The following is a 15,127-nucleotide window of genomic DNA, read 5'->3' as shown; positions in this document are numbered from 1 at the left end:
CCGACGGCCTTCCCGCTCATGGCCGGGCGGGTACGGGTGCGTTCCCGGTCTCTCCCCGGTCGGCCGGCAGGAGGCCGAGCTGGGTGCTCAGCTCCGTCCGGAACCGCATGCCCGGCAGCCAGTAGCGGTCCGTGACGGCAAAACGTTCACCCAGTGGGAACGGGCCATCCGGATCCTGGTCCGTCAGGAGCGCGCGGGCGCGGCCCAGAAGCGCCATCGCGTCCTCCGCGACACGAAACCCGATCTCCGGGATGTCCGCCGGCCACATGGTGTTGATGATTTCATCACTGAGCGCGCAGGACGTCCCCCACCAGCTGTCCCAGCCGGGCAGGCTCTTGCCGAAGTACCCGGCGTACCGGTCGGCCCAGGCACCGCGGACGCCCATGGCATATGCGGACGAGCCGATCGTCCGGCCGGGGTCCAGGCCGGTGACGGACGCGAAGCCCAGGAACTGCCACCGCCGAACCGGTCTGGTCGACAGCCAGCTCACACACGTGGTCATGGCCTGCCACTCCTCGGCGGAGAAAGCCGCGAGCTCCGCATCCGGACGCGGTATCAGCACAGTGGAGGCCACCTCGACCACGTCGAACCAGAGGTCACCGCTGMGTGCCTCCACCGGCGGTCTGGTGCCGACCCAGCATGCCCTGCCCTGCCAGACGCCCGATGTCCGTGATGTGGTCACCCACTGGTCACCACTGTCGAGATATGCCCGCAGCAGCTCGGCCTCGGCCAGTTCACCGCCGCGTACGAGCGCGTCCACCAGCCGCGGCGATGTCGACCTGGCCGCCCACAGCCGTAGATGATCGGCATAGGCGTCGTTCAGCGTGCCGGTCATTTCCGGCCTTCTCTCATGTCTGGTTTTTCTCCTGTGCTCATGGCAGCCGTCCAGGGGAAGGGCACCGGGGCGCCATCGGGAATGTCCGCCTGGCCTACGGCACGGAACAACGCGGCCTCGCCGTATGTCGCCGCGCGGCGCCCCCGGCGGAACAACACCTCTCCCGCCCGGCCGCCGACCACACACGACCCGTCCGCCAGCTCACGGATCGGCCGAACGAGCACGAAGTCCCTGGCCATGAAGAGCGGCAGTGGTTCGTCCGGATGATGCGTGAGGGTGGGAATCTCCTGGAGGCCGGCCTCGAGCGCGGCGGCGAGCAGGACGTTCTGCAGGGTGACCTTCGTGCCGTCGGGCAGCCCCACCGCATGCAGCGGCCCACCGCTCCACCCCTGTTTGCGCAACCGCTCCGCGACCGTCAGGACAGCGGACCGTCGGAGGCGCGGATCGATCACCGCGTTCACTCGTTCCCGGCCATGGCAGCCCGTCGACGGCCGATGRCAGTCCACGATTTGCTTTCATCGTTCGGATTTATTATTCCCAGCTGGCTGGAGACGGCGGTCCGGAAGCGGACGCCCGGCGCCGGGTAAGACGCATGAAGGTATGGAAAGCTGTCACCCAGGTCGTTGTCCCACGGGGTGCCGGCCAGGACGTCGTCGCGCCCGACGACGATCCAGAATCCGGAGTTCACCTCGCCGGCGTGCTCCGGGGCGTCGTCTGGCCACATGTCCGTAAGCTCTTCCGCCGACAGTGCTTCATGGGCAGCCTCCCAGTAGTCCGGGTCACAGGTTGCCTTGCCGAGGAAGAGGGCGATGTCCCACGCCAGCGCCGGCGGCACCCCGGCGACAGCCGCATGCGGTGGGCCGGCATCCGTGTCGACCAGCAGGTCGCGGCCGGCCACGAGCGAACATYCCATCGCCTGCCAGACCGCCATCTGCCGAACGGAAACCCACCCCACGAATGGCGTCTGCCGTGCCAGGAAGCGCGGTGGAAGAGCGGCGAGTTCGGCGAGATCTTCCTGGGTCTGTGGGATCAGGACCATCAGCGAGATCTCGACCGGGTCGAACCACAGATCACCTGCCGAGGCTTCGCTGGTATCCGGGGGGTACCAGCCCAGCCAGCAGCGCCGGCCACTCCAGATCCCGGCCGACTCCGGTGCGGGCAGCCGTCTCGCCAGGCCGTCCCGGCGGGCCTGGAGCAGGTCGCGCTCGAGGTACAGCCCGTTCGTATCCAGGGCGACAAGCAGTTCATCCACCGAACGTTTGCCCGTCAGATCCCGAAGATAGTTCGCAAAACATTCCACGAGCGTTGGAAGGGATGGCGCATCCGAACGGCTTCTCATTTTTCGGCCAAGATTCTCGGTGGTTCCAGGCGTCCCATCAGGGGGAACCGAGAACCGTCGGGATTGTTTGGTTGGCGGGCGGTCCGGAACAAAGCGGCTTCGCCCCATGTCAGTGGCTTGTCCTTTTTCTTGTATAATATTTCGCCCTCCGTGCCACCGCGGACCAGGCTTCCGTCTGACAGCTGGCGGATATTGTGATTCGGTCTGAAAAATATCGAATTCCCTCGTTCTTCCGGGAATGGCTCGTCGGGGTGGTGGCGTATGGTTGGGACGTCTATCCCCGCTTCGCGGGCGGCGAGGAGACGGCGGTTGTCGATGCTCAGCAGCGACTTGTCGGGGAGTTCGACGACGTCGATGGGTTTTCCCTTCCAACCCTCGGTCCGCATGCTCTCCACCAGTTCGGAGAGGGTTATGTCATCGTGTGTCTGCGGGCTCACGTTCTCCTGACTGAATCGTATGGTGTGCGGATTTTCCAGGCTGTGGACCGGTGGTGTCCATGCGCGCGCGACACCACGGGACGTACCGGCTTCTGCTCTCAGAATACGCCCGGTGATCCGGCCGGCTGGTTCGCCGCCGGCCATCGCCAGTGCGGGCGACGGGAACGGCCCGAGGATGTTCCTGAGAATCGTGGTGACGTGGGTAGAGGCGTCGCGGAGGTTGGTGGTGAGGGTGGTGAGGTGGGTGCGGGCGGCGGCGAGGATGCTGTGGGTGATGGCGCCGCCATGAGCGAGTCCGGTGAGGACGCGGCCGTCGCGGAGGGCGCCGCCGGCCACACGCAGGCCGCGGGCGAGCCCGGCGGTGGTAGTGAGCCCCCTGGTGCCCGGGATGCAGCCGAGTAACGCCAGGCCGACATCCCAGCCGGATGCCTCGCCGGCGGCGTAGCGGGCCAGGGTGTCGGCGAGGACGACCAGAGCGGCGGCGAACACGATCCAGGCGGCCGGCCCGCCGATCACCAGGGCGACGACGCCGAGGACTGCGACGGTGATCTGCGCGGCCCGCACGGTGGTGTGCCAGAGGCTGCCCGCGGTCTGTCTGATCTTCTCCCAGGACCACCAGCGTTTGTTGCGGATGCCCGCGTCGGAGGCGTCGCGGATGGCCTGGCCACAGGTGTGCGCGGCGTCCGCGCGCAGCCGGCCGGCGGCCAACGCGAGCCGGCGGGCGGCGTCGAGATCGTCCTGGGCTCCGCGGGCGGCGTCGCGGGCCTGCTCGAGACGGATCTGGGCGGCGTCACGGTCGCGGATGGCCTGGGCGAGCTGCGCCGGGTCGGGCGGAGGGATCCCCGCGCTGGCGGTGTGGAGGGCGGGGGTCAGGTGGAGAGCGGGGGCCAGGTCGGTGAGGGCGGCGGCCGCGGTCGTCAGCGCGGTCTGGGTCGGGGCGAGGAGGGTCTGGGCGTGGTCACGGCGGGCGCGGGCATCGCGACCACGCGCGAGGGCACGGTCGGCCTGCCGCTGGGCGGCGTCCAGGATCGGCTCGTAGGCGCCGAGGGCCTGGCCAGCCATCCGGTAGGACGTCTCCAGCCTGGTCAGCTGGCCGGGGAACTCGTCCAGTTCGTCGCGGAAGGCGTCACCGGCGGTGCCGGCCCAGGACTGTACGACACCGCCGACGGTGACCGTGGCGATCTGCCCGCGGGCATGCTCGACGTCGGCGACGAACGTCAGGAAGCGTCGCGCCAGCTCCCGAACGGCGAAGGGGTCGCCCGGGGTTGGGTCGTGCTCGAGGTCGAGGACACCCCAGTCGGTGGGACGGCTCACCGGACCGGACGACCTGGAGCGCGGCCAGGGCGGCAGGAACAGCGGCGGGCGTGGCCGGCTCCGTGTTCCGCGGAACACACCCGGTGGACGCGAGGAACGCGTAACGGCGGATGCACAACCGTCATGGGCACCGTCCAGGCAGGATCAGGATCAGGGATCAAAGCCAGGCAAAGCTCATAAACAGGATGAAATTAACATGAGCTGTGACCGTCTGGCCACCGTAGCCAGCCGAGTCGACCGAGATGGCCGGCCCGCTACCGGCTCTTCCCGGGGCGGGAGTCCGCGTTCCGCGGGGCACGGTCGGGCCGGAGGCGGCCCCGGGCCAGCCGCGACGGGTGCGACTGTGTTCTGTGTTCCGCGGGGCACGGTCACGTCAGTGCGCCCCGCGGATCCGGTCGACCCCCTCGCACGGCACGGACGGTCAGCCGTACGTAGTCGACGACGGGCGCGGGCAGGCGTTCGGCGACGGCCCGGGTGAACGCGGCCCGTTCGTCGAGGGGCAGCCGGTCCAGGTGCGCGCCGAGGACGACCGTTTCCAGGTAGCGCAGCAGCAGGTCGTCGTCGGGGAAGACCGCCGGGTCCGCCACCAGCGCCACCTCGGTGTCGACGAAGCCAGCGGCCCGCAGCCGGGTGTCCGTCCCGGCGGCGTCGGCGAAGTTCCACACGTCCGGCACGTCGTCGACCAGGCTGTCGATGGCGCGGATGACGTTCGCGATGTTCCCGTGCCCACCGCATTCGAAGACGAGCTGGCCGCCGGGGGCCAGGACGGCCGCGAGGTTGTCGAACAGCGCGCCATGGTCGGGTATCCAGTGGAAGGCGGCCACGCTGAAGACCGCGTCGACCAGGCCGGCCGGGCCGGCCGGGCCGGCCGGGCCGGCCGGGCCGGCCGGGCCGGGCAGGCGCAGCGGCCGGGTCAGGTCCGCGTGAACGATCTCCAGGCGGTCGGTGCGGCCGGCCAGCCGGGCTCTGAGCCGGTCCAGCATGGCGGCCGAACCGTCCACGGCGATCACTCGCCCGTGGGGCAGGCGGTCGAGCAGGGCGGCGGTGTCGCGGCCGGTCCCGCAGCCGGCGTCGAGGACCGTCTCGCCGCCGRCCAGCGCCAGGCGGGAGAGGGTGCGCAGACCCCACTGCTCATGGGGCAGTGGCAGGGCATCGTAGCCATGGGCGTCCCATTCGTGAGACATATACCGATCCTACGTTGCGACGGGTGATGGTTCGATAGCAGGATGGGACGCCATCCGCCGCCGAGAGGAATGCCGAGGGGCGCGGCCCTGGTCGGATTCCGTACCGGTGCCGGGGCGGGCAGGGACCGACAGAGCCGGCAAGGGAGCCGGCAAGGGAGCCGGCAGGGACGGGCAGGGTCGGTGGTCATGGGAACCGACAGTGATCGTCAAGGAACGGTAACGAAATCTTAAACAACAATCGTGGGGTCCGGCCGTGTGCATGCGCCGGGGACCGGGAAGTCTGGAAGAGGACGAATTCGGTGATGCGATCTTTCCCACGGCATACGTCCTGCCCGGAAAGGGGAGCGAACGGATATGACCGCTGACCATACGCCGCGGGGAACGGTCCACACACCGGTGTCGGTACGCCCCGGGGCCGCCGTCGCCATCGCCTTGTTGACCTTCCTGCTGTCCGCCTTCATACTCCCGGCCGCGGTGCCGGACCGCCCGACCGCCGCCTATCTCTCCGCCGGGCTCATCGGTGCCGGAGTGGTGTTCGGCGTGCTGCTCGCCGCCGACTTCGCCCGGGCCGCGGCCGCGCGTCGGGCGGGTGCCGAGGTCAGCGGGATCACGGTCGGCGCCTTCGGTAGCCGGCTGACCACCATGACGCAGATCACCGAACCCGTGGCCGCTGCCCGCGTTGCCCGCGCCGGCCTGCTCGTCGGTGGGCTCGGGGGAGGTGCGCTCGTCGTGCTCGGCTGGCTCGCCCCCGGCGGCGCCGCGGCGCTCGCCGGCAGCGTCGGGCTGTGGGCGGGCGGCCTCCTGCTGCTGCTCACCGCCTCGGAGCTGCTGCCCACGCCACGCACAGGTGGGGGGCGGCTGCTCGCGGCCGCGGTGTACCGCCGGACGGGCAGCCGGGAACGCGCCGACGCCGCCGTGGCCCGAGCCGCGGTGATCGTCGGCTGGACGCTGATCGCGTCGGGCCTGGCCGTGACCTTCCTGACCAGCCCGGCGGGGCTGTGGGTGGCGCTGCTGGGCTGGATCGCGCTTGGCGCCGGCCGTCTCGAGCAGTCCCGGTTGCGCACGAACCGGCTGCTGGCCGGCGTCCGGGTCGGTGAGGTGATGGGGCCCGCCCCCGAGAGCGTGGCCGGTTGGCGCACGGTCGCCGCCGCTGTGGACGAGGTGGTGGCGCCGGCCGTGGCCGCCTCCGGGCGGACGGTGTTCACCGTCGTGGATTTCGACGGTGCTCTCGCTGGTGTCGTGTTCCTGCGTGATCTTGACGCGGTCCCGCTGGACGACCGTGGGCTGACCAGGGTCAGCAAGGTGGGTGTGCCGATGGCCGCGGTGTGCCTGACCACGCCGGACGAGCTGCTCACCGACCTGCTTCCGCGGCTGGCCGGACGGCCGGGCGCGGGCCTCGCGCTGGTGGTCGACGACATCGGCGGCGCCAGGCCACAGCCGGTCGGCGCCGTCGGCCATATGGAGATCACAAAGGCGTTGGCGGTCGCGTCGTTGCGGGCCGCCGTGGCCGGCGCGCATGGTGGTGCTGGTGGGCCGGGTGGTGCTGGGYCCGGCACGGTCGGTAGGGTGCCGGACGCCGCGCGGCCGGTCGACTGAGCGCTCCCCGAAGCGCCGCCCCTGCCCGGCCGGCCCGTGTGATGAGCCCCCGGTCAGGGTCGATCGATGGCATGCTGGCATGCGCATACGCCGGAGTGCCCGGGACGGACACGAGTACTGTTGCCGCCATGACGATCAGGACCGCCGAGGCGTTGGCCGGCTGTGCGCCCGTCGACTACCTGGCGGTGGGGAACCCGACACTTGACGTCCTGCCCGACTCCTCCTCCACCATCGGTGGGAGCATGGTCTACGCCGTGGTGCAGGCGGCGCGGCTGGGCCTGTGTGCAGCCGGTGTCGGGTGCGGCCATGGTGCGGAACTGGCACCGGTGTGGACGCCGTTCGAGGCGGAGGCGTTTCTCTACATCCAGCCGGCGCCGGAGACGACCCGGTTCCGCAACGACAACGCCGGCAGCCTGCGAACCCAGTGGCTGGAGTCGTCCGCGGGCGTCGTCTCGGGGCTCGACCGGCTCCCGGAGAGCAGGGTGCTGCATCTGGCGCCAGTCGCGCGGGAAATCGTCCTCGACGATGTTGTCCGGCGCAGCGCGCGGGGGCTGGTCGGGCTCACCCCGCAGGGCCTGATCCGTTCCTGGGACGCCAGCCGGCTCGTCCGTCATCACATGCTGCACATCGACGGCGCGACCGCGAAGAACATCGACGCGGTGGTGTTCGCCGACTATGAGGCCACCTATCTGGCCAGCGTGGCCGAGGCGGTGCGTCGCGCCGGCGGGGTCGTCGTGATCACCAAGGGTCCTCGCGGGGCGGAGGTCCTGCTCGCGAACGGGAAACAGGAGTTCTCCGCCATCGCGGCCGACCGTCTCGTCGACGACACCGGCGCCGGGGACGTTTTCGCCGCGTCGCTGTTCATCGCGCTGGACACGGGGAGCACGGTCAGTGACGCTGTCCGGTTTGCCGCGGCGGCTGCCACGCTGAGCATCAGCGGAATCGGCCCGGGGGCGATCGCCACCCGGGACGCCGTCGTGAAGCTGGCCGGCCGGGACACCGCGATCGATCGCAGCGCCGTCGGGCTGTTCTGACGCGCCTGCGTTCTGTTTCGATCTCGTTCGTTCGGAGGTCTTTTCTTTCGCCCACGCCGTAGTCAACACTGTTGACGACTTCTGGCGCCAAAGTTGATCTTGAAGGTTGTCGGTTATCGGCGGTTGTCGGTTGTCGGTCGTGGTTGTCGCTGGTGGTGTCCGAAACCGAAATTGTCCCGGCGTCGCCCCGGGTGTGGGCCGGGCCCGTGCCGGGCGCCCCGCATCGCGGGCTGCCGCGTGTTCGCCGGCCCTCGTCGAACCGTTCCGAGAGAGCCGGCGAAAACCTGAGATTCTATTCGACCCGTTCGATCCGCTGGCCGGCGCCTTCGGGGTATCTCGACACATGGTTGTGCGGGTTCCACGGATAGTGAATGCTGTCGGCGAGCCGGCGGGCGTCCATGACGTCACGCCGTTCCTCGGCCAGCCGCAGAAGAAGGAGCAGGAACACGCAGCCGACCGAGAGCAGCGAGATCAGGAAGAGGAAGAAGACGAGGATCGGGCTCACGTGAACACCCCCGGTTAGAAGAACGCGGCACCGTCGGCCATCTCACGCCGACCGGTGCCTTCCCTGCCGAACCGACCAGCCCTAGAGTCACATGAGCCAACACCTTGTGGCTAGCGGAGAGATGACGGGATAGTTTCGGGCAGCCGGAAAAAAATCGGAAGAGAGAGTGGCTGGGGTGCAAAAAGGGGGGAGCCTTCCACGTGAGCGGGCCCGGCAGGCGCTGATCGACGATCTGACCGCTCTCCGGAAAGGCCGGGGCCTCTCCCTGCCCGCGCTGCAACAACGGGACGGCCTGTTGGCGGTCCTGCGGGAATGGAGCGCCGCCGCCGGCCGGGACGGTTCTGTGTCGAGCGCGTTCGCGGTGCTCGTCCAGCTGCTGTCGGACCTGGACCTGAGCATCCGGAGCAGGTCCCTGCGCAACGCCTACGCACTCGCCGAGCCCTCGGCCGCGGGTACGTCCAGGTTCTTCGAGGACCCGGGGATTCTCACGGCCCGGCGCCGGCGGCTGGCCGACGTGGTGGGGTTGCATCCCGACACCATCGAGAACTACGAGAACGAGAAGATCTCGGAAATCGCTCTGACGTTGTTGGAGGGACCGCCACCGAGCTCCGGCGGCGCGGTGGCGGTGGCGTTCGAGCACACGAGCAGCCCCATGCGGGTGTTCGTCAGYGGTACCGTGACCGATCTCGACGAATACTGGCGCCCGGCCCGGGAACGGATCGTCGCCCAGAGCAGTGAAGAGGCGGCCATCGAAATCCTGAAAAGCCGCGACCAGCGGAACCGGCAGCCGTTGTTGGACGAGGTGAGTGCCTGCGACGTCTATGTCGGGATCATCGGGCATCATTTCGGTGACGCCTCCGCAGATCCCGCGCGGTCCGCGACGATGGCCGAGTACGATCGCGCCCGTGTGCTGGGGAAACAGTTGCTGATCTATCTTGTCGATTCGGGCGAGGCCTGGCCGGGAGGTCCCGGACAGTCCGATCACCAGCAGTTCCAGGCGGAGTTCCGCCGGGAGCTCATGCTGCGTTTCTCGCCGTGGTCCTTTGACAGCGCCGCGGATCTGCAGCTGCGGGTGCGGCACGACCTGGCCCGTCTTGTGCAGGAGTTCAGCCAGCCGAACAGCCCGTACCGCGTCTTCCATCCGGATCTGCGGTCCGTCCGTGACGTGTTCGACACGCGGAATCAGTCGACCCGGGCCCAGGTGGCCGATTTCATCGAGTTCCTGGCGGAGCAGTTCCGGCCGTTGTTCGCGATCAGCCCGGATTCCTACAACGACCATCCGATCCTGCGCGAGGCGAAACGACGGCTCAGCGACCTGATTCCCGAGGTCGGYCTGTCGGTGACGGACGGCGTGGTCCGGCGAGCCGGCGTCCGTCATGTGATCATGCGTACCGAGACGGTTGTGCGGATGTTGCAGACACCGCGCCGGCTGGACGCGCGCGAATTCGAGAAGACCGGCCAGGAGATCGGCCGCAGCGCGGCCCGCGACCTTGTCGACCACGCCCTGCACTACGGACGCTGGATGCCCTCCAGCCCGGCGGCCTTCGTCGCGCTGTGGAACTACTGGGACCGTACCGGCGGCTGGGGCACGTACGAGCTGCGGAACGTGACGGAGGAGTCCTGGCACCTGGCGATCCGGGAGAACTTCCTGCGGACCACCGACCTGGACGAGACACGCCAGCTCTACACGTTCTGGCAGGGCTACATCAAAGGATTCCTCAACCGTGCCCTGCCGGAGATATCAGCTATCATCCTGCGGATTCCGGAGGAGGAGCGTACCGGTAGCATCAGCATGCCACCGGCGACCCGGGTCCGTTCGGTGCGTTACGAGTCGACAAATGAGCGGGAGGACATCTTCGTCATCACCTTCGAGCGCGGCCCGTTGTTCAGCGCCTTACGGGGGCTCGTCGGGAGCAGTTACCACCGCGAACGCCACGAGTACGCCACGTCGCTGGTGTGGACCCGCGGCGCCTTTCAGGCGGCCTGGCAGAGCGACGAGGACCGCATGCGGAAGATGCTGGCCGAGTATTTTTCCGGCCCGCGGTATCATCGCTGCGTTCAGACCTTGCAGTCCTTTGACTACCCGCCTGACGATCCCGAGCTCGCCGACGACTGCTTCGTACTGACGAACCGCCTCATACAAGAAATCGTGGATGCCGGCGAGGGGGAAGAGTGAACACCGTCATCAAGGAGATCGAGGAAGTCGACGAGGCCTTTCTCGCGGCCAACAGGCTGGTGGTTCTCTACAGTGGTGGGCTGGACGGCACGTACCTGCTGTACCATATCCACCGGGTCCGCCCGAGCGCCGAGGTAGTTGTTCTCAGTTGCGACCTCGGCGGGGGAGTGGATACCAACCGGGCCCGGATGATCTGTGCGAACCTCCCTTTCGAGCACATCGTGCTGGACCGGACCGCGGCCTTCGTACGGGACTACGCGTTCCCCTCGATCTCGGCTCAGGCATGCTACGGGGGGACGCATCCGATATCGGCTTCGCTGTCCCGGCCGCTGCTCGCCCGGACGGCCTTCGACGAGGCCACCCGGCGTGACTGCTCGGTCATTCTGCACACCGCGGACGCCACCCAGAACAGTCTGCGGCGTTTCAACCAGACCCTCGCCGACCTCGGGTTCAGGGGACACTACGGGTCACCTTTTTCCGCCCGTCCGCCGCATCGGAGAGAAAAGCGCTGGACGCTGGCGGAGGCCGGCATCATCGACGACGGCGCATCAATCTTCAGTACCGATGTCAACATCTGGTGCCGTGAGTTCGAGGCCGCCGGGCTCGACGACCCCGAGAAGATAGAGATTCCGGAGTCGCTTTTCCACTGGACCCGGTACCGCGGCACCGACCCGGTGGAGGTCGAAGTGTCCTTCGAAGCCGGGACACCGGTGGCCCTCGACGGCGTCGAAACAGACGGTGTCTCCCTGCTCTCCCGGCTGAACGACGTCGTCGGGCAGTTCGGCCTCGGCCGTTTCATCGGCCTGGAGGAGATCGCGAACGGCCAGAAGGTCCAGGAGGTGCGGGAGATGCCCGCCGCCATGCTGCTGATGGACGCCTACCGGCGCCTGGAGCAGGCGACCCATCCCGCCTCGTGCATCCGGGAGAAGATGCACATCGAGCAGCTGTGGGTACAGGAGGCGGTCGAGGGACGCTGGCTCAGCCCACTGCGGGAGGCGTCCCAGAGTTTCATCTCCACAATCGCCGCGTCGGTGTCCGGGAGCGTGCGCTACCTGCTGTCAGAAAACCGCATCCTGCTCCGCGGCCTCACCGCCGACGCCCCCCGCTACGTCCGCGACCGTTCCCAGATCCGCCTCCCCACCGCACAGGACCACACGGCCCGGTGACTCCCTCCACGTCACGGACGCGGACGACGGCGACCGGGCCGGTGGAACGGTCCGTCGTCAGTCGTCCGCGGTGGGGGCGAGCGGCTGCCTGCCGGGGTCGAGGCAGTCGTTGCTGATTCTCGGCTCCCGGCCGCTGATGACGTATCTGCACGGCTGCCCGTTGTCGTTCTCCGGATCCTGGCCCGCTCTGGTCGGTCCGGCCGGGAGCTCCGGGCGGGAGAGGTCGACGTATATGATCGTCATCTGCTTGCTCATCGCGACCTGAGAAGTACGGAAATCGACACATCCGGTCGCGCCCGGCCACGCCTGCGGGCTGGTGGGGTCCTCACACCTTTCCTGGTCGTCCTGCCGAGGATTCCTGTTGTCCAGGTAGGGTTCCTCCCGCAGGGTCTTCCAGGCCTGTGCTCTGCTGATCCCCACGCCTGATTTTCTGATGGCGTCGACGAACAGCTTGGCCGTGTCGTAGGCCAGACCGGTACGCTCGTCCACCCAGGGGGGATCCGAGGGGTCCACCGTGTCCGGTGCGTACTTCTTCTTGATCCCGGTCACCGCGTACATGTCCTTCAGGCGGCCACAGAAGTCCCGTAGCGATCTACTCGCAAACGGCGGGGGATTCTGTTCCAGCTCTCCGTTCAGGCATTTTCTGCCGGCGAGCAGCACGGGTGCTCCCTTGGAGACGAACCTGAACTCTCCGCCGGTGCCGCGGCCCACGTCCTGGCTGACCACTCTTGAGACCGAGTCGTCGGCCAGCAGCAGCTCCCCGCAGCGTTCCATGCCCCGTAGGAACTCGCGAAAATCGTTGTACCGGCCGGCGAAGAAAACGAGATCCGCTGGCTGCTGCTCCCCGCACCGGTCGCGGAACCAGTCCGCCGTTCCCTGCGCAGGTGCCCATCCGCGTGGCTCATAGGTGAGCCCGGCGCGCGCGGCCTCCTCCTGGACGTCGCGTACCAGGGTCGAAACATAGAAGTCATCCACCGTCGGCAGACGCTGGCCCGTGGGATCACTGTCAGGTGAGTACGGGTAGTACACGCTGATCCTGCTTTTCTTCTTCTGCCTGGCGTAGCTGACGGCGAGCAGGGCCTCCCGCCGGTTGTCCGGCACCATCTGCAGATACAGCAGCGAGGAGTTTTTCATACCGTCCCCGGACAGGGTTGTGGCGACCACGGGTATGCCGGCGTTCCCCAGCGTGGTGACGGCCTGACGGGTGTCCGCGGTGCTGCGGTCCATGCCGATGACACCGAGCAGTTTCGCTCTCGTGTCGGAGGCCAGYGGGACGAGATGATCCCGGGCCACCCGGTCGGYGTACCTCATCCGACTGCCACCGTTGGYGATGACGACGCGTAGTACGGTCTGCGCGGACGGCGAGGTCACTCCCGCCGTGTTCCGGCATTCCGCAAGCGGAAGATCTTTTCTCTGGTTGAGCGTGTGCTGCCAGGTCAGCAGTCCCTCCAGCTCCGCGACCTGCGCCGCGGTCCAGTCACTTTCGATCTCTCCGGTGAGACCGGCAAAGTAGACCAGCGTCACAAGCTGGCTCGGCGACTGTGCTGGTGAAAGGCCGGCGATTTCCGCCGCGCACCGGTTCTGCCTGGCAATCTCCTGCTGCACGATGAGCAACCGGTCGGCGGGAGCCGACTTCTCCCCGGCGTTGAACAGATAGCCGCCGTCACTGTAGCCGATGCACTGGCCGTCGACCCAGGACACCGAGACACCCGCTCGCGACCAGCAGCCTTCATGATCGAAAAAATGGGTTCCATGCCGAAGAATCCCTGTGGCCACGGACGCCAGGAGCACGGGCACGAGTACGACCGCGAGCGAACGCAGTACCCATCGGCGCGCCCATACCGGGGGCGACGGGGCGAACAGAGGCTGTCCCCATCCTCGAGCGTCCGATTTGGCGGTCACGCCGGGCGGGGGTGCCACGAAGGTGGGTATCCGTAGCCACAGCCGCCAGCCCGCACCGATGGGGCGTTGGGGCGCGTTCCAGGCGTCAAACGCGTCCGCCGCGTTGGCAGCGGTCAGGGGATGGCGAGGGAGTGGCTGCGGGATGGCGTTGACCTGGTAGCCGGCGACCATCAGCAGGGGGTCGTCCTTCCTGCCGCCGCTGCGGATGACCGGGATCAGATTCAGGAACCGCGTCACGCGCCCGCGCGGCGGCGTACCATGGTCACGGACGGTGGTGAGCAGGTTCAGGAACTGTTCGCCCCGCGGGTCACCGGCGATGTTGTCGATGAGGGTCAGGACCCGGGCGGTGCGCCGCCACGCCCATGGCCGCCAGAGTCGGYGCCGGTAGGCCAGCCGCAGGTCGTGGAGAAAGGCGCCGATCAGCAGCCGTTCGCGTTGAGTCTGCTGTGTAGGGGCGCGGAACGCGTTCGCGGTGAGGCTGACGGCGAACGGGACGAATTTCTTCCTGCCTACCGCTGGAAACAGCTGCTGCTTCATGAACCAGCGGGTGCGCACCAGACCCGGGACGGGGACACGGCCGGACAGCCAGAGCACAAAGCGCAGTGGCGGTCCGAAAACAATCAGTACGGCCAGCAGGGGCCGAAACCATCCTGGCGTGCTGTCCAAAAGCAGATGGGTATTGTTGCCGGTGCCCCTGAGCTCATCTCGCAGGCGTCGGGTGAGCTCTTTCTCCTGGGCTTTTCCAGCAGGGGAGCTCAGTGTCTGTCGGGTCAACCAATCCGTGAACGCGTACGTACGGAAATGGTATCCGAAGCCGGACGGTGCCGTGCGTAGCTGCTCGAAGAGCGCGTGCAGTACCGGCAGTACCGGTGGGTCGTCACCCCCGGGAAGGGGCGGGGAGTCCGGATGCCGGCGGTCATCGGGCGTCAGGTCGAGATAGGCGTGCGGCAGCAGCGAGGGTGGCGATGACTCCTGTATCCGGTTGTGTACCTCGGCGAGCCAGGAGCCGCTGTCCGGGTTGGCGACCAGGCATATCAGCGGTGCCGACCGGCGCCGTCTGAGATCGATGGCGAGGGAGCGGAGCAGGGTGAGAACGGCRCCCACACCGTCGAAAAATGGAATCATGGCAGYAGGCTCCGGCCAGGGTCATCGTTCGTCATGACTGCTCCCCGTCAAACAGCGTGCCCGGCTGCCCTGGGCGGCCGAATTCCCTGGTTGGTCGACGCCGGGTGTCCCGTCGTGACGCCGCTGTCCGGTGCCGTCCCTCCGCCGCCGGAGTACCGCTCGCGGAGTCTCCCCCGTATCGTCCCCATAAGTCAGCACTATGCCACGCAGCGCGCTGGTGTCGGTCCAGGCCCGTCCCGGCGGATCGGTTTGTCGATTCGGTGGAGGTCGATGGYACGGAAAAGCGGTCGCGCAGGCTTTGGCCGGTCGGCTGTCGTCCGGTGGCCGGACGGGTGCTTCCGGTGTGTTCTGCCGTGTGTCACGGTTTCAAGCGGCCGATAGTTGTTCAATCAGTGTTCTGATCTTGCTTTTTTGGCTCGACTGTCCCTTCCCTTTCGCCCCTGTCCGTAACTCCGCGGACGATCCGGGCTGTCCGGGTTCGGGGCGGCATGTTGGCCGGACCGCGTGTCGGGTG

The 15,127-nt window shown here is 68.1% G+C and carries 11 protein-coding genes; 4 read left to right on the top strand and 7 right to left on the bottom strand.

Annotated features, from left to right (window positions below; translation table 11 throughout):
* Positions 1–16 precede the first annotated feature (16 nt).
* The 5 genes from BL254_RS15250 to BL254_RS15230 all read right to left on the bottom strand — a co-directional run bounded on the left by BL254_RS15250 (position 17) and on the right by BL254_RS15230 (position 5,109).
* Positions 17–835 (bottom strand): hypothetical protein, encoded by an 819-nt coding sequence (locus BL254_RS15250; RefSeq protein WP_076843691.1) that lies wholly within the window; start codon positions 833–835, stop codon positions 17–19.
* Positions 832–1,287, bottom strand: a complete 456-nt coding sequence (locus BL254_RS15245; RefSeq protein WP_139342333.1) for a hypothetical protein — start codon at positions 1,285–1,287, stop codon at positions 832–834. The genes BL254_RS15250 and BL254_RS15245 overlap by 4 nt, the downstream gene beginning before the upstream one ends.
* Positions 1,288–1,292: 5 nt before the next feature.
* Entirely contained in the window at positions 1,293–2,174 is an 882-nt protein-coding gene (locus BL254_RS15240) for a hypothetical protein (RefSeq protein ID WP_139342332.1), read from the bottom strand.
* Positions 2,171–3,925, bottom strand: a complete 1,755-nt coding sequence (locus tag BL254_RS27795) for a putative T7SS-secreted protein (RefSeq protein ID WP_052914656.1) — start codon at positions 3,923–3,925, stop codon at positions 2,171–2,173. Before BL254_RS27795 ends, BL254_RS15240 begins: the two co-directional genes overlap by 4 nt.
* A gap of 368 nt (positions 3,926–4,293) precedes the next feature.
* Positions 4,294–5,109 (bottom strand): trans-aconitate 2-methyltransferase, encoded by an 816-nt coding sequence (locus tag BL254_RS15230; RefSeq protein WP_076843687.1) that lies wholly within the window; start codon positions 5,107–5,109, stop codon positions 4,294–4,296.
* 354 nt (positions 5,110–5,463) lie between these two features.
* On the opposite strand from BL254_RS15230, the gene BL254_RS15225 reads away from it, so the two are divergent.
* Both BL254_RS15225 and BL254_RS15220 read left to right on the top strand, forming a co-directional pair.
* Entirely contained in the window at positions 5,464–6,705 is a 1,242-nt protein-coding gene (locus BL254_RS15225; RefSeq protein WP_076843684.1) for a hypothetical protein, read from the top strand.
* A gap of 128 nt (positions 6,706–6,833) precedes the next feature.
* On the top strand, positions 6,834–7,739 hold the full coding sequence (locus BL254_RS15220; RefSeq protein ID WP_047223460.1) for a PfkB family carbohydrate kinase: 906 nt from the start codon (positions 6,834–6,836) through the stop codon (positions 7,737–7,739).
* Between the two features lie 292 nt (positions 7,740–8,031).
* Here BL254_RS15220 and BL254_RS15215 read toward each other — a convergent pair whose 3' ends face one another.
* Positions 8,032–8,244: a hypothetical protein gene (locus tag BL254_RS15215; RefSeq protein ID WP_076843682.1), complete on the bottom strand. Its 213-nt coding sequence runs from the start codon at positions 8,242–8,244 to the stop codon at positions 8,032–8,034.
* Between the two features lie 166 nt (positions 8,245–8,410).
* Between BL254_RS15215 and BL254_RS15210 the strand changes: the two genes are divergently transcribed.
* Entirely contained in the window at positions 8,411–10,420 is a 2,010-nt protein-coding gene (locus tag BL254_RS15210; RefSeq protein WP_139342331.1) for a DUF4062 domain-containing protein, read from the top strand.
* Entirely contained in the window at positions 10,417–11,586 is a 1,170-nt protein-coding gene (locus BL254_RS15205) for an argininosuccinate synthase domain-containing protein (RefSeq protein ID WP_047223462.1), read from the top strand. Before BL254_RS15210 ends, BL254_RS15205 begins: the two co-directional genes overlap by 4 nt.
* Positions 11,587–11,643: 57 nt before the next feature.
* On the opposite strand, the gene BL254_RS15200 is transcribed toward BL254_RS15205, so the two are convergent.
* Complete coding sequence (locus BL254_RS15200) at positions 11,644–14,613, bottom strand: hypothetical protein (protein ID WP_076843680.1); 2,970 nt, start codon at positions 14,611–14,613, stop codon at positions 11,644–11,646.
* Positions 14,614–15,127: the final 514 nt, after the last annotated feature.

The sequence above is a fragment of the Protofrankia sp. BMG5.30 genome (genome assembly GCF_001983005.1).
Lineage (GTDB): Bacteria > Actinomycetota > Actinomycetes > Frankiales > Frankiaceae > Protofrankia > Protofrankia coriariae.
Note: the sequence above shows the minus strand (reverse complement) of the source record. Positions and strands in the feature narration are given on the sequence as shown.

Bases quoted from the DNA above. Each gene is read 5' to 3' on its own strand.
- BL254_RS15220 (WP_047223460.1), top strand. From the start codon at position 6,834: ATGACGATCAGGACCGCCGAGGCGTTGGCCGGCTGTGCGCCCGTCGAC.